The sequence below is a fragment of the Acinetobacter sp. genome (genome assembly GCF_041919735.1).
In the GTDB taxonomy this organism is placed as follows: domain Bacteria; phylum Pseudomonadota; class Gammaproteobacteria; order Pseudomonadales; family Moraxellaceae; genus Acinetobacter.
This window is the reverse complement of record NZ_JAYRTF010000001.1, coordinates 143,427-161,491: the sequence shown is the minus strand read 5'-3', so window position 1 is coordinate 161,491 and position 18,065 is coordinate 143,427. Positions and strand designations below refer to the sequence as shown.

Sequence of the window (18,065 nt, the reverse complement as noted above, 5' to 3'; positions counted from 1 at the left end):
TATCTATCGAAGTTACGATAATGCGCACACAGTTTACGGCTATGTAGCTCAGTTGGTTAGAGCACCGCACTCATAATGCGGGGGTCACAAGTTCAAGTCTCGTCATAGCCACCATTTTTAAAGACCAAGCTCTCAGCTTGGTCTCTTTTTTTGTCTGAAGAAAAGTTGGATTGGCTGCCTGCATAACCACTCTATAATCCAATATACATGTTCATTGAGCGCAGTCTAAATTTTATGACTATATTTCGTGAAAAATACCGAAAAGATGCTGCCAAAATGAAGCATTATAAAAAGCGGTAAAAATCCGCGCTTCCCAAATTCCTAAAAACCAATCATCAATATTGCTGTGAATGCCGCACCGCGGTGAAGGCTTGCCTGCCGTCTGCTGAATCACATGCTTGAAGCTTTTGCAGCGCATCAGATGAAAAAAGCCCAGACCTGAGTCTGGGCTTTTCTGCATAAGCGCGCAATTTAGAAGCGCTTAAACGCCCGGTTTCCAGCCATTGATAATTGGATAGCGGCGTTCACGGCTGAAGGCGCGCGAGCTGATGCGCGGGCCAATTGCGCCTTGGCGGCGCTTGTATTCATTGACGTCAACCAGACGGATCACTTTGGCCACGACTTCAGCATCGAAGCCTTTGGCAATAATGTCATCTTGGCTCAAGTCTTCTTCGATATAGGCATACAAAATAGCATCCAATACATCATAAGCCGGCAGTGAATCTTGGTCTTTTTGATCTGGACGCAGTTCAGCAGAAGGCGGACGGGTAATCACGCGTTCAGGAATCACCGGCGTTTCCGAAATGCTGTTGCGGTATTTTGCCAATTCAAACACGATGGTTTTATACACATCTTTCAATACAGCAAAGCCGCCGACCATGTCGCCGTACAAGGTGCAGTAGCCTACAGACAGTTCAGACTTGTTGCCGGTAGACAGCACAAGGTTGCCGAATTTATTCGACAGCGCCATCAGCAGGGTGCCGCGCGAGCGCGCCTGCAGGTTCTCTTCGGTCGTATCCGCCGGCGCATTGCCAAAGAATGGATACAGGGTCTGCATAAAGCTCGATACAATCGGGTTGATTTCGGCAATACCGAACGTCACGCCCATATTTTTCGCCTGTTCCGCAGCATCTTCAACACTGATTTGCGCGGTATAGGTATATGGCATCATCACCGCTTGAACTTTGTCTGCGCCGATCGCATCCGCGGCAATGGCCAGCGTCAACGCTGAATCAATGCCGCCGGACAGGCCTAAAATCACGCCGGAAAAACCTGAACGCTGCACATAGTCGCGGGTCGCCAGCACCAGGCTTTGGTAAATTTCCGCCATGGTATCCAGGACTGGAGCGGTAAAGCCTTTTTTGAACGCCTTTTGCGCAGCGTCATATTCAGCAATGTGCAAGCCTTCTTGGAAGCTTGGCGCCTGCAGTACCGTTTCACCTTCTTTGCTCATGACAAAGCTGGTGCCGTCAAAGACTAAATCGTCTTGACCGCAGACTTGGTTGCAATACACCAAGTTCAGATTCATTTGTTTTGCCAGCGCCGACATGGTTTCAATGCGGTGCTGCGGCTTGCCGACTTCGTATGGCGAAGCGTTCAGGATCAGCGCAGTTTCCACATTCAGCTGAGACAGCTGCTGCACAGTCGGCAGTGACCAGACATCTTCGCAAATCAATACGCCGAACTTGTGGCCTAAATATTCAAAAACTAAGTGCTGATGGCCTTCGCTGAAATAGCGTTTTTCATCAAACACGCTGTAGTTCGGCAAGTTTTGCTTATTGTAGATGCCCAGAACCTGACCGTCTTTCATCACCGCCGCCGCGTTATAGCGCTGGCCGTCTTCTGTTTGATTGACAAAACCAAAGACCAAAACGATGTCTTTAATTTCAGCCAGGATCTCGAACGCCTGCTGAGTGCGTTTGTTCAGGCTTGGACGCAGCAGCAAATCTTCTGCGGGATAACCCAGTGTAGACAGTTCTGGGAAAACGATAATATCGGCATTTTGTTTTTTCGCTTCATTCACCTGTGCCAGCATTTTTTCAGCATTTGAGCTCAAATTGCCAATATGCGGAGAGAATTGAGCAAGTGCAATTTTAAAACTATTCATTCAAACTAAATCCTATTCCTATAGGTGTGAGTGCACTGAAAAGCTGATTTTTATTATTAGCATTATTCAGCCGAGTGCATTTTGATACTAAAAAATATAGCCGCTAAGGCTTAAGAAAACATCATTTAAGCGATGATATAAAAATCTTCTTTCGCTTTATTAAGCATTTCAGACACCTGCTATTTTAGCTGAAATTGGCTTAGAAGCTAGAGCCAATTCACAGCTTTTAAACTGAATATGTGCAGGATCTGCGCCAATAAGCATGATGCGGCTTCAGCCAGCAGCGCCATACAGCTTAAAATAAACGGCTGGCCTGAAAATAAGCTTAAATTTTGCAGGCTGCAGCGCGTAAATCTGCCGCGGAGAGCAGAACTAGGCTAGGGCTGCTGAGATGACGTTTCAGTGTTTAAAATAATGTTGCTGATGCGTTTGAAAAAGATGTCTCTGGCAATATTGCCTTGCTGTTCAATATTGTAATCAAAGAACTTTTTTCCTTCCTGCAGCCGATATTCGTAGGGATTGTATTTGCCGCGGCTTAACCAGAATGCGCTTTGCAGCAGGGCGCCGCGCAGCAGCACATTGATGCGCTGCTGATGCTGATAAATATGCGTCATCTCATGAATAAACAGCCCCTGATAAGGGCGGCTTTCAAGCGCGTAGTCCGGGCTGTAGCTGGGGGCAAGCGCATGAATGCGGCCTTCGGGCGCCATCACCACATGCTTCGGCTGCCACGGCAGATAAGGCTGATTCATGATTTGCACTTGCGTGTAATCAATCAAGCTGCCGAAAACGGTTTGGCACAGGGCAATTTCACCGTCCGTCAGATTGCGGCATTGAAAATGCTCCAGATTTAACAGGCGGATCAGCAGGGGCAGGAAAATCAGCATAGGCTCAGTGTGCAGGCGGCGCGTGCGCTTAAGATAGCAAATTTGGCGCAGCGACGTTTCAATTGTATGGCGTTTTCACTGGGTTTTTGACGCATTGGGTTCCGCCAGGGCAGGCGCGCCGTTACAATGGATTTTTTTATTTCCAGCGGCGGCCCATGATGATGAAAGCGCGAATGCATGCACTTATTTCCCAAGTCAGTGAACAGATGTATGAGCGTGAACAGATTATCGCCCTGAGCCTGCTGGCGGGTGTGGCCGGCATGAACACCTTTTTATATGGCGCGCCCGGCACGGCCAAAAGCCTGATTTCCCGCCGCATTGCTTCGGCTTTTGAAGTGGGGGAGTATTTTGAATACTTGATGAACCGGTTCAGCACGCCGGAGGAAATTTTTGGCCCAGTCTCGATTAAAGCTTTAAAAGACGATCAATACCTGCGTAAAACGGAACATTATTTGCCGAAAGCGGATTTTGCCTTTTTAGATGAAATCTGGAAAGCCAGCCCGGCCATTTTGAATACCTTGCTGACCTTGGTAAATGAAAAGACTTTTAAAAATGGCGACCTGATTCAGCACGTGCCTTTAAAGGTGCTGATGAGCGCATCGAATGAAATTCCAGAACCGAATCAGGGGCTGGATGCGCTGTATGACCGCTTTATCATGCGGCTGGTGGTGGAGCCGATTCAGCAGGCTGAAAATTTTCATGCCTTGCTGCAAGCCAAACCCAGCGCAGTGCGCATAGCCGCCGATGATGCGCTGCGCATTCACAAGCAGGAGCTGCTGCTTTGGCGCGAGCAGATCCATCACATTGAATTGCCAGCCGAAATTTTAAATATTTTTGATGAAATCAAGCAGCGTTTAAGCAGCAATTTTGAAGAGCATCCGATTTATGTGTCTGACCGGCGCTGGCAGCGCGCGGCTTATGTGCTGAAAACGGCAGCGTTTTTGAATGACCGGGCACAGGTCGGCTTAATTGACATGTTTATTTTGAAGCATTGCCTGTGGAGCCAAGCAGAGGATATTCCTCATGTCAATGAAATCCTTGAGCAGGCCATTTTAGAGATTGGCCTGGATTCAGATCTGGATTTTGCCGGCAGCATTGCGCAAAAAGAAGAGGCTGAGCAGCGCATCTTGAATCATTTTTACTATACCGATGACGTATATGAAAGCTATCTGATCCGCGGCCGTGAATATTTAAAAGCCGTGACCAATCTGGATCATCACTATCAAGACAAAGTGCTGTATTTGGAGCTGGATAAAATGGACAGCAAAAAGGATTTCTTTGCTGTTGATGACAGCGGTGAAGAGATCCGCGGCATTGTCTGCAATTTTAATGGCGGGCGGCAGTGCACCTTGAAAGGCGGTTATTACGGGCTGGAAGAAGTGGTGACGCCGTATATTAAACATCCGAAAGGCAGCGCGCGTACAGCATTGTCCGCGCAAGTGAAAGATGAGCTGCTGCAGGAAGTTGCGGCGCTGAAGGATAGATTCAGCCAGCAGCATGCCTTGCTGCAGCAGCGGGTGCGGCAGGCGGCGGCGCATTTTGCATCTGATTTTACGGCCGCGGCAGATGCGCAAAAACTGCAGGCGCAGCTGGAGCAAACCGTGCAGCGCTATGATCTGCAGCGTCAAGACTGTGAGCGTTTGGAACAGCTATGCCGAAATTAAAGCTGCAGTCAGCGAAGCAGACCCAGCAGGCTTTAACCGCCGTCACCGACCAGCTGTATGAAGAGCTGCACCAATCCAGCTTAAAGCATTGGCTGGAGGATGAAAAAGCCGCCAAAACGCTGGATGAAAAAGTCCATGCATGGGCTTATCAGGCCAAATCCAGTTTGGATCAGCAGCATCCGTATCAGGCGGTGCAGCTGCAGCTGGAGCAATGGCTGGAACAATCAGCCGTGTCTGAAGCGGAATTTGAACAGATGCATCAGCAGTTCCAAGCCTTTCAGCAGCAGCTGGGCATGCCGGCATGGGGCGATTTGTGGCAGTTTCAGCAGCATGCGGGGCAGCCGGCAAAGGCGGCGCTGAATTTGCAGTTTCAGCTGTTAAAGGAAAAATGGCAGCGCAAACTGACGGAAGCGGTTGCGCAGTGGGAGTTTGAACAGCTGGCGCTGCAGCGTGACGCTTTTTTGGATGAGATCAAAGACTTTTTAGCCACTTTGCAAAAAATGTCGAAACATAAAGATGCTTTGGGCGCAGATACCGGCATTTTTATTGATTATTCCACAGGCCGGCTGACAGAGCAGGATGTGCTGCAGTTTGAAGAATGGAGCCGCTATTTGGCTGAAGATGCCGAACTGCAAAAGCTCTGCGCAATGATGGGCAATGCCCAGCCGGCAAAATATAAGCGTAAAGCCCTGCAGGTTCAGGCGGCGCCGTTGACGCCGCCCTTGCCGGATCAGCATGCGCTGGAAGCAATCAGCGGCATTCATTTAGCGCAGGATTTAAACTTGGCGCTGCCGAGTGAGCTGGCGCTGCTGGCCGATCCGGACTTGCAGATTTTATTTGACTTGAAATATCTGGAATCGAATATTCTCGGCTTCCATTTGCAGGGCGAGCAAAGCGGACGGGTGATTGATGATCCGCGGCGCGCGCCGAAAAAGCTGGGTCAAAAAGGCCCGATGATTCTGTGTCTGGACACCAGCGGTTCCATGCATGGGCAGCCGGAACTGATTGCCAAAGCCATCAGCCTGTATCTGGCGATGCAGTCCATGAAAAGCAAACGGCCCATGTATATCATCAACTTTTCCACCAATTTAACTGCATTGGATTTGAATCAGGGCTATGCACTGGATGACCTCATCCACTTTTTAAGCCAGTCATTTCATGGAGGCACCGATCTTGTGCCTGCGATGCAGCATGCCGTCGAGATGCTGCAGCAGCCGAGCTTCGGCCATGCTGATGTTTTAGTGATTTCGGATTTCATTATGGGCGGGCTGCCTGCAGAACTGATGGAAAACATTGAACAGCTGCAGCAGCAGGGCGCCGGTTTTTATGCGGCAGCAATTGGCAATTTCCGCATTGAGCATTTGAATGATGCTTTATTTGATCATCAATGGATTTATCAGGCCAATACGGGTCAAGTGGTGCAGCTCAGCTGAGCCGGAGCAATCCTGTAAAAAAGCCGCTGACCTGAATTGATACAAAGATGGCGTGCGAAGAAAACTTCATTGGCAGATTGTCAGACAATATTTTTGATCGGCAAAAATTGCCAATTCAATGACCCTTTTTGCAAATGGCATCCCGCCGCGCATGACTTAATTTTTGATCATCCCCCTGAGCATTCGGTGCTTGGCATTGATGATTTTCGTGATGAAAAGCGAATGAAAAAGAAGAGTAAGCGCTATGCAAATAATCAGCCCAATTAAAAAAGCATTCAGCAATGTGCTGGCTGGCCCGGCTTTTGATGCTGCCAAGCAGTCTGCGGTTATTCCTATCCGGCATATGAAATTTGATTTTGAGCCGGAAAAAATAGACCCGAAATTTTTTATGAATGCGGAACTGGCCAGCGCCTATTTTGCCTCGCTGTCTATTTTTCTGACCTTTGGTGAAGACTTGGTGATTGATACTGCGCGCTATCATCGTGATTTGCTGACCGATCCGCTGCTGAAACAGCGGGTAACCTCCTTGATTGGGCAGGAAGCGCTGCATTCCAAACTGCATGAAGAAATGAACGATGCCTATATGGAAATAGACCTGCCTGTGAAAATTTTCCGCAAGCTTGCAGGCTATGTTTTCGATTATGGCTTTAACCGTCTGCCGCAGCCGATGAAGCTGTCATTGATGGCGGGAATTGAGCATTTCACGGCTGTGCTGGCGGAATACATGATGAATCATGAAGAGATTTTCTTCCGTTCACTGGATGAAAAGCAGCGCGCGATCTGGATGTGGCACATGCTGGAAGAATCGGAGCATAAAGACATTGCCTATGATGTCTTTCAAAACTTATCCGGCAGCTATGCGCTGCGGGCTGCCGGCTTTTTCCCCGCGCTGATCACCATCTTGGTGCTGATTTCTGCGGCTTCAGTCTCAGTGCCTTTTTACCGCAAACCGTCGAATTTGATCAGTTGGTCGTACTGGAAAGATATTCCGCGCAGCGTACAGCTTATTTTTGGCCTGAAAGACGGCGTCTACGGCAGCAGCTGGAAGCATATTTTTGATTATCTGCGTCCCAGCTTTCATCCCAATGACTACGATACCTCGGACTTTTTAGCTTATTACAAGGAACGCCTGCTGCACCCTGAAACCGGCGTGCTGACCCCGTACTTTGTCAAAGAATTTACGCCGGCGCTGAAAGTATAAAAAGATCAGGCAACAACTAAAAATAAGGAAAAAATAATGGCAATTTTCAATAAAAAAATAACGCCCAGCCGCAATGCCTATGCAGTAGTGACCGGTGCCGGCAGCGGCATTGGACGCAGTTTTGCCCTAGAGCTGGCGCGCCGCGGCGGCCACGTGGTCTGCGCCGACATTAATTTGGCGGCTGCGCAGGAAACGGCTGATTTAATTCAGTCGCAGACTTCCTCGAATGCTTATGCGGTGCAGTGTGATGTCGGCATGAAGGAGCAGGTGCAGGCGCTGTCTGAGCAGGCCGGACAGCTGCTGGGCCATCCGGTCACTTTGCTGATCAACAATGCCGGTGTGGGTTTAGGCGGCAAGTTTGATGAAGTCAGTTTGGAGGATTGGCAGTGGTGCATGCATGTCAATCTGTGGGGCGTGATTCACGGCTGCCATTATTTTGTGCCGAAGCTGAAGCAAAATGGCGGCGGCGCCATCATTAATGTGGCATCCGCTGCAGGCTATACCGCAGCGCCTGAAATGACAGCCTATAACGTCACCAAATCCAGTGTGCTGGCGCTGTCTGAAACCTTGTCGGCAGAACTGCGCAGCGCCAATATTCGCGTGAATGTGCTGTGCCCGACGCTGGTGCCGACCAATATTATGAAGAATGGCCGTTTGCCGGAACAGTATTCAGGACTGGCAGATCAGCTGCTGATGAATCATTCCTTTACCACCAGCGATGCGGTGGTGAAGAAAACCCTCAATCAGCTGGATGCCAATCGGCTGTATACCATTCCGCAGCCGGACGCCAAGCTGTTCTGGTGGATGAAACGCTTATCTCCGCAGCTTTACACCAAGCTTTTAGGAGCAGGCTATCCCTTATTCAACCGTTATATTCGCAAAACAGGAGCGGCGTCATGAACATGCCGAGCGCATTGAATGCAGACCCGAGGATTGATGAGCTGGAAAGCAAGGCCGAAGCGAAATCGCCCTCGGCGCTGAAAAAAGCACCGGCTAAACGCGCTGCAAAAGCCCGCAGCCAGCAGCAGGCAAAAACTGAGTCCAACTCGCCTGTGAATAGGCCGGTACATGTGTATGACACCATTGTGGTCGGCGCGGGCATTTCGGGCATTGCGGCCGCGCATAAAATGCAGCAGGCGGGCTATGACAATTATCTGGTTTTGGAAAAAGCCAGCCGGGTGGGCGGCACATGGCGTGACAATAATTATCCGGGCTGCGGCTGTGATGTGCCTTCGGCGCTGTATTCCTTTTCATTTGCGCCGAGCCATCAGTGGAGCCATTTGTTTGCCAAGCAGCCGGAAATTTTAAGCTATTTGGAAGATGTCGCGGCGCAGTTTGATTTAAATGAAAAAATTGAATTCAATAATAAGCTGATCAGCGCGGAATGGAATGAAGCCGCCAGTGAATGGCAGCTGCAAACCTCTAAGGGGTACTACCGTGCCAAAACCGTGATGTTTACCACGGGGCCAATCACAGAGCCATCCTTGCCGAAAATTAAAGGCATTGAAAGCTTTAAAGGCGAAATGTTTCACTCCGCACGCTGGAATCATGATTACGATCTAAGCGGAAAGCGCATTGCAGTGATCGGCACCGGCGCATCGGCGATTCAATTTATCCCGCAAATTCAGCCCAAGGCCAAAGAACTGTATGTGTTTCAGCGCACAGCGCCGTGGGTGCTGCCGAAAGCCGATATGAACTTGAATGATGCAGCCAAAGGCATGCTGGCGCGCTTTCCGGTTATTCAGCAGGTCTGGCGCAGCAGCGTGGCGCACATTTTAAATGGCATCAACTTCGGCCTGCGTAATCCGGCAGTATTGAAGCCGGTGAATGCATTAAGCCGCCAGTTGCTGCGGCTGCAGATTGCGGATGGGCAGCTGCGCAAAAACGTCACGCCAAATTTTGATATTGGCTGCAAGCGCCTGCTGTTTGCCAATAATTATTATCCGGCGCTGCAGCAAGACAATGTCAGCCTGATTCCGCATGGCCTGATTGAAATTGATGGCAATACGGTCATTGCGGCCAATGGCGAACGCTATGATGTGGATGTGATTATTTTAGGCACAGGCTTTGAAGTGTCGCATCCGCCGATTGGCAAGCGCGTGAAAAATGCCGATGGCATCTTGCTGTCCGAGCTGTGGAAAGACAGTTCGCCGGAGGCGTATTTAGGCACCAGCATTGAAAATCTGCCGAACGCATTTTTGGTTTTAGGCCCGAATATTTTGGTCTACGACTCATTTATTGGCATTGCCGAAGCGCAGATTGGCTATATTGTGGATGGCCTGCTGAAAATGCGGGATTTGAAATTGAAACGCCTCTGCATCAAAAAAGATGCCGTGCGCTATCATAATGTGCGTGTGCAGCATCATCTGAAAACCACAGTATTCAATGCCGGCGGCTGCAAATCGTATTATCTGGATCAAAATGGGCGCAATTTCGCGGCTTGGCCGTGGTCGCTGCAGGCGCTGCGCGATCAGCTGAAGACGCTGGATTTGGATAAGTATGATGCGGCTTAATGAATCAGCCTTCTGCTGAATTTTGATTTGCTCTAAGCCAAAGCCCCTGAATTTTGCAGCAGGGGCTTTGGCTTTTTCAAGATGATGTTATAGATCCGTGTTCATCATCAACCCGCATGCTTTGAGCAGGGCTGAATCTGCACCAATACGCTTTCGCGGCAAGAGACGCATCATCTGAGAAGAATCTGCGTCATTCCTGCTTAGAGCGGCTCAGTATTGCGCATCAGCCAATCCAGCACATCACCTTGCAGCATCGGCGCTAAGCGCGTTCTGACATTTTGATGATAATCATTCAGCCAGGCCTTTTCGGCATCATTCATTAATTCAGCAGCAATGCACTGCTGATGGATCGGGCACAAAGTTAAGGTTTCAAAAGCTAAAAACTCGCCATAAGTGCTGCCGCTAAAATGTTTCGGCTGGTTCACCACCAGATTTTCAATCCGGATGCCGTATTTGCCTTCATGGTACAGGCCGGGTTCATTGGAGGTGATCATGCCGGCGCGCATTTGGGTCTGAGGCGCAGGCGGAGCATAGTAGGAAATGACTTGCGGGCCTTCATGCACATTCAGCGCGAAGCCGACGCCGTGGCCGGTTCCATGGCGGTAATCCAGTCCGTGCTGCCATAAGGTCTGACGGGTGATGGCATCCAGCAGCGGAGAGGCAAGGCCTTCAGGGAAAACCGTTTGCGCCAAGGCAATATGGCATTTCAGCACCAGGGTATAGTCGCGCTTTTGTTCCTCGCTGGGCACGCCAATCGGCACTACACGGGTAATATCCGTTGTACCGTCATGGTACTGAGCGCCGGAATCAATCAACAGCAGGCCATTGCCGGCAATTTGGCTGAACTGATCTGCTGTGGCGCGGTAATGCGGCAGCGCGCCATTGGCATTGAAGCCTGCAATAGTGGAAAAGCTTAGGCCGATAAAACCGTCTTGCTCTGCGCGGAAAGCAGTAATTTTTTCATCAATCGTCAGTTCGCTGATGCTTTCACCGCGGGCAAGCGCAGTGTCCAGCCAATGAAAAAAATGGCACAGCGCAACGCCGTCTTTGGTCATGGCATGGCGCACATGCGCAATTTCTGAAGGCGCTTTCTGTGATTTTAAAAGCGTGCTCGGGTTGATGCCCTGCATGACCTGATTCTGCAGCTGCAGCGCGTGCAGATGCAGAATAGACACTTTAGCCGGATCAATCAGCACTTGCTGGCCAGCCGTCTGGGCCAAGAACGCGGCGCTGTCTGCATAAGGCCGGATTTCAATGTGATCTGCCTGCAGCTTCTGCCTTAAATCTGCGGAGCATTTCGCCTCATCCACAAACAGTACGCTGCGGGTTGGATCAATATACAGATGCGCCAAGAAAACAGGGTTGTATTCCACATCGCTGCCGCGGCAATTTAAAATCCAGGCAATATCATCCACAGCGGAAATAAACTGCGCCGTGGCTTTTTGCTGCGCCAGCGCTTCACGGATTTTGGCTATTTTTTCAATGCGGCTCAAGGCATTCAAACCGTCTTGCATTTGCCAGATTGGCTGCTGCGGCAAGGCCGGACGCGCAGTCCAGATATCCGCAATTAAATTGAGGTCTGTGCGCAGGGTAAAATCTTGCTGTGCGGCGATGTGCTGCAGGCCTTGATACTGTGCAACGGAAGTGTTTTCCGCATTGACTAAAAGCGTTGAGCTTTTGCCCAGCTGCTGCGCGAGCCAAGCTGTATAGCTGCTGGCGGGGTCTTGGGTCTGTTTTTGCAGTACATAGCCTGTGTGCTGCAGCTGCTGTTCGGCCTGCACCCAGTAACGCCCGTCAACCCATAAGCCTGCAAAATCCTGAGTGACTACAACCGTGCCGACAGAACCGGTAAAACCCGTCAGCCAAAGGCGGATTTGCCAGTGCGCAGGCAGGTATTCCGACATATGCGGGTCAGCGCTCAGAGCAACAAAGGCATCAATCTGATGCTGCTGCATCTGCTGTCTGAGTAGGGTCAGTTTTTCAAAAGGCGTTTGCGTATTCATAAAATGTCCGCTTGAGCAGGGAGTTTTGGGGCAGCGTGCTGGTGCATCTCTGGCTGTTTCTGCTTGATGTATAAGGATATTTCCTGCAATGATCAAATCACAGCACGGATCTTGAATGCAATCCCAGAGCATTAAACACCTCAGGCTGCTGCTGCATTTGACGGGCCGAGAAAGGGCAGCGTCGAAAGTCAGTAGGGTGCAGGCACGCTAAGGCTTCCATTCATTATGCGCTTATGCCGCACAGCTGATGCAAGCTGGACCATCGTAGAACGTCCAATGCCGTTGAGGCAAGGTGAATATTTATCAGAAGGAAAAACACTGCAGAAGGAAAAACAGGGTGCCAATGAGCCTCGTGTTGAAACTGCATTGCGGATAAGCACAGTGCTGCCGTGAAGCTGTGGATCACTGTTTCAAATCCATGATGGGCAGGCCAGATCATGCCGATTCTTTTGTTCCAGCTATATGGATCAGGCATAAAAAAACCGCCACAAGGGCGGTTTTTTTATCATCGGTTAACTCGAAAGAATTAACGTTTGATATCGCGCTGAACTTCGCCAGTGTAAAGCTGACGAGGACGGCCGATTTTGTAAGGACCGCTGTGCATTTCTAACCAGTGGCTGATCCAGCCAACTGTACGTGCAAGCGCGAAGATTACAGTAAACATTTCTGTTGGGATACCGATCGCTTTAAGGATGATACCTGAGTAGAAGTCTACGTTAGGGTACAAGTTGCGTTTGATGAAGTATTCGTCAGAAAGCGCAATGCGTTCAAGTTCCATAGCCAAAGCAAGCTGTGGATCGTTGATGCCAAGTGCACCAAGAACTTCGTCGCAAGTTTCTTTCATCACTTTAGCGCGAGGGTCGAAGTTTTTGTAAACACGGTGACCGAAACCCATCAGTTTAACTTCTTTAGTCTTCACTTTTTCCATGAAGCCAGCAACGTTTTCTACAGAGCCGATTTCATCAAGCATCTTAAGAACAGCTTCGTTCGCGCCGCCGTGAGCAGGGCCCCAAAGCGCAGAGATACCAGCAGCGATACATGCATATGGGTTAGCGCCAGTAGAACCCGCTAAACGTACTGTAGATGTAGACGCGTTTTGTTCGTGGTCAGCATGAAGCGTGAAGATACGGTCCATTGCTTTCGCAAGAATTGGGTTAACTTTGTAATCTTTGTCAGCTGGAGTAGCGAACATCATGTACAGGAAGTTTTCAGCGTAGCTTAAATCGTTACGCGGATACATGAATGGCTGGCCAACTGTGTATTTGTAGCTCCACGCAGCCAAAGTAGGCACTTTAGCAATTAAGCGGATCGCTGTAATTTCACGGTGATCAACATTTTCAACGTCAAAGCCGTTGTGATAGAACGCAGAAAGCGCGCCAACAACACCAACCATGATCGCCATAGGGTGAGCATCACGGCGGAAACCATTGAAGAAGCGGCTAACTTGGTCGTGAACCATAGTGTGGTTGCGGACTTTCGCTTCAAATTCAGCTTTTTGTTCAGCAGTTGGAAGTTCGCCGCTTAACAATAAATAGCAAGTTTCCAAGTAAGACGCTTGAGTAGCCAATTGGTCGATTGGGTAACCGCGGTGTAAAAGAACACCTTTGTTGCCATCGATGAAAGTGATTTTAGACTCGCACGCAGCAGTAGCCATAAAACCAGGATCAAAAGTGAAGTGACCTGCGGCCAATACATCTTTAACGTCGATTACATCTGGGCCCAATGTGCCGCTGTAAATTGGTAATTCAATTTCTTTGCCATCAAGCTGTAAAACGGCTTTTTTGCCAGTTGCTTCAGACATTCAATAGATCTCCTGTCCTGGTGAATGATTTATCTGACTCGAAATACTCATCTTTTAATGCACGAATCAGACGGATTAAAAATTTGCTCTAAGAGTAGAGAGTGCTGAAATTTTGTCAATTATACTTATGGATAAAATGATGACTTCCGAAGTTATAGTTAAGATTTAATCCATTAAAATTTGCATAAAATCACAGCACCGACACACTATAATAAGTTAATTCAAGGAGCAAGTGCATAAATAAAAAATGTTGCTGGCGCAATTGTAAGCAGTTTTATATTGAAAAAAGCGCTTGAAAAGAAACAGAATTCAAGTCGTCATATATTTACATTTATTATGATTCTCGTAACTTACGCATCATTTTAAAAAGAAAATGCTGCTTTCGTAGTCATTGTTAAAAACAATAAGTGACTCAAAAAAAATGATTTAATTGTATAAAAAATAGCTTATTTGGTATTTCGAAAACGATATATAAGTCACTTTTTTTATTTATACGGATGTGAAAAAATTGTTTTAATTAAAATTTATTACGAGATATTTCAATCTTGTAGGGGATTAATCTGTTGCACCAACATCATGCATATTTATGCTACTATGTTAAAATAAAATAATGAACATTTTATATATAAATAAAAAATGATTAAAATAAAGCAGTGAAATTCCCCAGTTTTTAAAACAAGACTTTTTTGTGCATCATTAGTCTAAAGTCGAATTTTCCCGTTTTTGTATAAATTTTAGCGCTTGAATTTGGTGTTTATTTTATAAAAACCAACCATATAGCTGAGATTTGAAGCTAAAGTATTGTAGCGCAAGGTATTTATCTATGTGTTAATGATTCTTATTTAAAGAATTTTTATGCAAAAAGGCCAAGGGCATTGTTTGTATTTTGATAGTTCACGTCTTATAATTCAGTGTCGTTTTAAGTTCAAACGCTATTTAATTTAGAGTTTTAAAGTAGCTGCTGAACAATGCCAGCTTTCCTTCGAATTAATTCCAACAAACTCCGGATGGAGTTTTTACTTACAGGATGCCCGCTGTGAAAAGCAACAGACCTGTCAATTTGTCCATGGGTCAAGTTTTAGAAGTAAACTTAAAATCCCCTGTGGCTATTGCATCTATTCTACACCGTCTTTCAGGTGTCATCGTATTTTTACTCGTACCGGTACTTTTGTGGCTTTTAGACAAGTCTTTGTCTTCGCCAGAAGGTTTTGCTCAAGTTCAAGCAATCTTCGGCGGCTTCATTGTGCGTTTCATTGTATGGGTATTTGTAGCCGGCTTAATTTTCCACTTTATTGCGGGCATTAAGCATTTACTTGCTGACCTAGGCTTTGCTGAAGAACTGCAAAGCGGTCGTATCGCAGCTACTATTTCATTGATCTTGTCTGCAATCGGTATCATTGCAGCATTTGTATGGATTGTTCTCTAATGAAAAGTGCTACTGGTTTAACGGGTTCAGGTTCTCGCGATTGGTTTATCCAGCGTGTCAGCGCTGTTGTTCTTGCTATTTATACCGTAGTGGTATTTGGCTGGATCCTATGTAATGGCGGATTCAACTTTGAACAATGGTATGGCTTTATGATGACATTACCGATGAAGATTTTATCTTTATTGGCAGTCTTATCTCTTGTTGCACACGCATGGATCGGCATGTGGCAAGTGTTCACAGACTATGTGACTACTCGCCAAATGGGTCCTTCAGCTTCAGGTTTACGCCTCGTGCTGACTTCGGCAGTGATTATTGCTGTATTTGCATATGCAATCTGGGCAATCCAGATTTTTTGGGCGAATTGATAGGAAACAATCATGGGCGCTATTACCCCTAAAGAAGATTACACAAATATTCCACACAAAACCTTCGATGCAGTTATCGTTGGCGGCGGTGGTTCAGGTATGCGTGCTTCATATCAGCTTGCTCAAGCTGGCTTGAAAGTTGCAGTACTGACTAAAGTATTCCCAACACGTTCTCATACTGTTGCGGCGCAGGGCGGTATCGGTGCATCTCTTGGCAACATGCAAGAAGATAACTGGCACTACCATTTCTACGATACTGTTAAAGGTTCTGACTGGTTAGGTGACCAAGACGCAATCGAGTACATGACTCGCGAAGCGCCTCAAGTTGTTTATGAACTTGAACACCTGGGCATGCCGTTTGACCGTAACGCGGACGGTACAATTTACCAGCGTCCATTCGGCGGCCACGCAGCGAACTATGGTGAAAAACCAGTTCCTCGCGCATGCGCAGCAGCTGACCGTACAGGTCACGCGCTTCTTCACACGCTATATCAAAGCAACGTGAAAATGGGCACTCAATTCTTCGTTGAGTGGATCGCTCTTGATCTTATCCGTAACGAAGCTGGCGATGTGTTAGGTGTAACTGCTTTAGACCAAGAAACTGGTAAAATTGCAGTATTCCAAGCAAAAGCTACATTGTTTGCTACAGGCGGTGCAGGCCGTGTTTACCGCGCATCGACTAACGCTTATATCAACACTGGTGACGGTCTTGGTATGGCAGCTCGTGCAGGCATTCCATTGCAAGATATGGAATTCTGGCAGTTCCACCCTACAGGTGTAGCGGGCGCGGGCGTATTGCTGACAGAAGGTTGCCGCGGTGAAGGTGCAATCCTTCGCAACGATGCTGGCGAACCGTTCATGGAACGTTATGCTCCGACTTTGAAAGACTTGGCGCCGCGTGACTTCGTATCACGTTCTATGGACCAAGAAATCAAAGAAGGCCGTGGCTGTGGTCCTAAGAAAGACTACATCCTGCTTGATATGACGCACTTGGGTGCTGAAACAATCATAAAACGTCTGCCATCTGTATTCGAGATCGGCAAGAAATTCGCGAACGTTGACATCACTAAAGAGCCAATTCCAGTTGTACCGACAATCCATTATCAAATGGGCGGTATTCCTACAAATATTCATGGTCAAGTTGTTGTGCCTGAAAGTGCTGAAACTCAAGCATTTGAAGCGAATTACAACAAAGAAACCGGTGTTTACTCACACAATGCGGGCGACCGTGATTTCACTAAACCTGTAAAAGGTTTCTATGCGATCGGCGAATGTTCTTGCGTGTCTGTACATGGTGCAAACCGTCTAGGTACAAACTCACTGCTTGACTTGGTTGTATTCGGTAAAGCTGCGGGTGAACACATTATCGATTACGTGACTAAACACCACGGTGATGACTACGCTCCGCTTCCTACAACTGTTCTTGAGAACACTTATAAGCGCATTCAGCTTCTTGATGAATCGACTGAAGGTGAAAACGCTCAAGACGTTGCTGATGCAATCCGTGACATCGTGCAAGACCACGCTGGTGTATTCCGTACATCTGCATTGCTTGACGAAGGTGTGAAACAGATTCTTGCAATTGAACCGCGCGTGCGCAACATTCACTTGAAAGATAAATCTCGCGTATTCAACACTGCACGTATTGAAGCGCTTGAAGTTGAAAACCTGTATGAAGTTGCGAAAGCGACACTGATTTCTGCTGCTGCGCGTAAAGAATGCCGCGGTGCGCATACAGTGGTTGATTTTGAAGAATCACCGGATCATGCAGAACATCCTTACGGCCGCCGCGATGACGAGTGGATGAAGCACACATTATGGTTCTCTTCTGACAACCATCTTGAATACAAGCCAGTTCGCTACAAGCCGCTGTCTGTAGATGCTATCCCACCTAAACCGCGTACATTCTAATTAGGAGAAGTAAGATGAGTAGAGGTACTCGTACATTTAATATCTACCGCTACGATCCTGATAAGGATAAAGCACCGTACATGCAAACGTTCAAGCTTGAATTGACTGATAAGCACCGTATGCTGCTTGATGCGCTTCTTGCATTGAAAGTTCAAGACGAATCTTTGACTTTCCGTCGTTCTTGCCGTGAAGGCATCTGCGGTTCGGATGGTGTAAACATCAATGGTAAAAACGGTTTAGCGTGTCTTTGGAACCTGAACGATTTGCCAGACGTGATCACTATCCGTCCATTGCCAGGCTTGCCAGTGGTGAAAGACTTAGTTGTGGATATGAATCAGTTCTACGATCAGTATGACAAAATTCAGCCTTTCCTAATCAACAATCAGCCTGCACCTGCAAAAGAGCGTTTACAGTCTCCAGAAGAGCGTGAACACTTGGATGGTTTGTATGAATGTATTCTTTGCGCATGCTGTTCAACTTCATGCCCATCATTCTGGTGGAACCCGGATAAATTCCTGGGTCCTTCAGCATTGCTGAATGCATACCGTTTCATTATTGATTCGCGTGATACAGCAACTCAAGAGCGTTTGGACCGTCTTGACGACCCGTTCTCTCTGTTCCGCTGCAAAGGCATCATGAACTGTGTGTCTGTTTGTCCTAAAGGTTTGAACCCGACTAAGGCAATTGGCCACATCCGCAACATGATGTTTGATCAAGCGGGTTAATCCGTTTTGATTGAAAAAGAAGCGCATCC

At 47.7% G+C, this 18,065-nt stretch carries 13 protein-coding genes and 1 tRNA gene; 10 read left to right on the top strand and 4 right to left on the bottom strand.

Going from position 1 to position 18,065, the window contains the following annotated elements; all coding sequences use genetic code 11:
- The first annotated feature begins 37 nt into the window (after positions 1-37).
- Positions 38-114, top strand: a tRNA-Met gene (locus ACE3T3_RS00725).
- 367 nt (positions 115-481) lie between these two features.
- On the opposite strand, the gene ACE3T3_RS00720 is transcribed toward ACE3T3_RS00725, so the two are convergent.
- Positions 482-2,107 (bottom strand): NAD+ synthase, encoded by a 1,626-nt coding sequence (locus ACE3T3_RS00720; protein ID WP_374663085.1) that lies wholly within the window; start codon positions 2,105-2,107, stop codon positions 482-484.
- A gap of 377 nt (positions 2,108-2,484) precedes the next feature.
- On the bottom strand, positions 2,485-2,994 hold the full coding sequence (locus ACE3T3_RS00715) for a hypothetical protein (protein WP_374663084.1): 510 nt from the start codon (positions 2,992-2,994) through the stop codon (positions 2,485-2,487).
- 173 nt (positions 2,995-3,167) lie between these two features.
- Here ACE3T3_RS00715 and ACE3T3_RS00710 point away from each other — a divergent pair, with 173 nt between their 5' ends.
- From ACE3T3_RS00710 to ACE3T3_RS00690, 5 genes are all read left to right on the top strand, one after another.
- Positions 3,168-4,658: an AAA family ATPase gene (locus ACE3T3_RS00710; RefSeq protein ID WP_374663083.1), complete on the top strand. Its 1,491-nt coding sequence runs from the start codon at positions 3,168-3,170 to the stop codon at positions 4,656-4,658.
- Complete coding sequence (locus ACE3T3_RS00705) at positions 4,646-6,091, top strand: VWA domain-containing protein (protein ID WP_374663082.1); 1,446 nt, start codon at positions 4,646-4,648, stop codon at positions 6,089-6,091. Before ACE3T3_RS00710 ends, ACE3T3_RS00705 begins: the two co-directional genes overlap by 13 nt.
- Before the next feature lie 244 nt (positions 6,092-6,335).
- Complete coding sequence (locus tag ACE3T3_RS00700; protein ID WP_374663081.1) at positions 6,336-7,292, top strand: metal-dependent hydrolase; 957 nt, start codon at positions 6,336-6,338, stop codon at positions 7,290-7,292.
- A gap of 36 nt (positions 7,293-7,328) precedes the next feature.
- Positions 7,329-8,192 carry an SDR family NAD(P)-dependent oxidoreductase gene (locus tag ACE3T3_RS00695; protein WP_374663080.1) on the top strand — a complete coding sequence of 288 codons (864 nt, stop codon included), beginning with the start codon at positions 7,329-7,331 and terminating at the stop codon, positions 8,190-8,192.
- A complete protein-coding gene (locus tag ACE3T3_RS00690) occupies positions 8,189-9,805 on the top strand; it encodes a flavin-containing monooxygenase (protein WP_374663079.1) in 1,617 nt (538 codons plus the stop codon). Before ACE3T3_RS00695 ends, ACE3T3_RS00690 begins: the two co-directional genes overlap by 4 nt.
- A gap of 200 nt (positions 9,806-10,005) precedes the next feature.
- Here the strand turns inward: ACE3T3_RS00690 and ACE3T3_RS00685 are convergent, their stop codons facing one another.
- Together ACE3T3_RS00685 and gltA are read right to left on the bottom strand one after the other, a co-directional pair.
- Positions 10,006-11,808, bottom strand: coding sequence for an aminopeptidase P family protein (locus ACE3T3_RS00685; RefSeq protein ID WP_374663078.1), 1,803 nt, complete (start codon positions 11,806-11,808; stop codon positions 10,006-10,008).
- Between the two features lie 526 nt (positions 11,809-12,334).
- On the bottom strand, positions 12,335-13,609 hold the full coding sequence (gltA, locus tag ACE3T3_RS00680; protein ID WP_067672404.1) for a citrate synthase: 1,275 nt from the start codon (positions 13,607-13,609) through the stop codon (positions 12,335-12,337).
- Between the two features lie 1,027 nt (positions 13,610-14,636).
- Between gltA and sdhC the strand changes: the two genes are divergently transcribed.
- The 4 genes from sdhC to ACE3T3_RS00660 are packed head-to-tail and all read left to right on the top strand — an operon-like array spanning position 14,637 to position 18,036.
- Entirely contained in the window at positions 14,637-15,035 is a 399-nt protein-coding gene (gene sdhC / locus ACE3T3_RS00675) for a succinate dehydrogenase, cytochrome b556 subunit (RefSeq protein ID WP_374663077.1), read from the top strand.
- A complete protein-coding gene (sdhD, locus tag ACE3T3_RS00670; protein WP_374663076.1) occupies positions 15,035-15,400 on the top strand; it encodes a succinate dehydrogenase, hydrophobic membrane anchor protein in 366 nt (121 codons plus the stop codon). Before sdhC ends, sdhD begins: the two co-directional genes overlap by 1 nt.
- A 12-nt stretch (positions 15,401-15,412) precedes the next feature.
- Positions 15,413-17,311 carry an FAD-binding protein gene (locus ACE3T3_RS00665; RefSeq protein ID WP_374663075.1) on the top strand — a complete coding sequence of 633 codons (1,899 nt, stop codon included), beginning with the start codon at positions 15,413-15,415 and terminating at the stop codon, positions 17,309-17,311.
- Between the two features lie 14 nt (positions 17,312-17,325).
- Positions 17,326-18,036 carry a succinate dehydrogenase iron-sulfur subunit gene (locus ACE3T3_RS00660; protein WP_374663074.1) on the top strand — a complete coding sequence of 237 codons (711 nt, stop codon included), beginning with the start codon at positions 17,326-17,328 and terminating at the stop codon, positions 18,034-18,036.
- Positions 18,037-18,065: the final 29 nt, after the last annotated feature.

Bases quoted from the DNA above. Each gene is read 5' to 3' on its own strand.
- ACE3T3_RS00685 (WP_374663078.1), bottom strand. From the start codon at position 11,808: ATGAATACGCAAACGCCTTTTGAAAAACTGACCCTACTCAGACAGCAG.
- ACE3T3_RS00720 (WP_374663085.1), bottom strand. From the start codon at position 2,107: ATGAATAGTTTTAAAATTGCACTTGCTCAATTCTCTCCGCATATTGGC.
- ACE3T3_RS00690 (WP_374663079.1), top strand. From the start codon at position 8,189: ATGAACATGCCGAGCGCATTGAATGCAGACCCGAGGATTGATGAGCTG.
- ACE3T3_RS00715 (WP_374663084.1), bottom strand. From the start codon at position 2,994: ATGCTGATTTTCCTGCCCCTGCTGATCCGCCTGTTAAATCTGGAGCAT.
- ACE3T3_RS00660 (WP_374663074.1), top strand. From the start codon at position 17,326: ATGAGTAGAGGTACTCGTACATTTAATATCTACCGCTACGATCCTGAT.
- ACE3T3_RS00705 (WP_374663082.1), top strand. From the start codon at position 4,646: ATGCCGAAATTAAAGCTGCAGTCAGCGAAGCAGACCCAGCAGGCTTTA.
- gltA (WP_067672404.1), bottom strand. From the start codon at position 13,609: ATGTCTGAAGCAACTGGCAAAAAAGCCGTTTTACAGCTTGATGGCAAA.
- ACE3T3_RS00700 (WP_374663081.1), top strand. From the start codon at position 6,336: ATGCAAATAATCAGCCCAATTAAAAAAGCATTCAGCAATGTGCTGGCT.
- ACE3T3_RS00695 (WP_374663080.1), top strand. From the start codon at position 7,329: ATGGCAATTTTCAATAAAAAAATAACGCCCAGCCGCAATGCCTATGCA.
- ACE3T3_RS00665 (WP_374663075.1), top strand. From the start codon at position 15,413: ATGGGCGCTATTACCCCTAAAGAAGATTACACAAATATTCCACACAAA.
- sdhD (WP_374663076.1), top strand. From the start codon at position 15,035: ATGAAAAGTGCTACTGGTTTAACGGGTTCAGGTTCTCGCGATTGGTTT.
- sdhC (WP_374663077.1), top strand. From the start codon at position 14,637: ATGCCCGCTGTGAAAAGCAACAGACCTGTCAATTTGTCCATGGGTCAA.
- ACE3T3_RS00710 (WP_374663083.1), top strand. From the start codon at position 3,168: ATGCATGCACTTATTTCCCAAGTCAGTGAACAGATGTATGAGCGTGAA.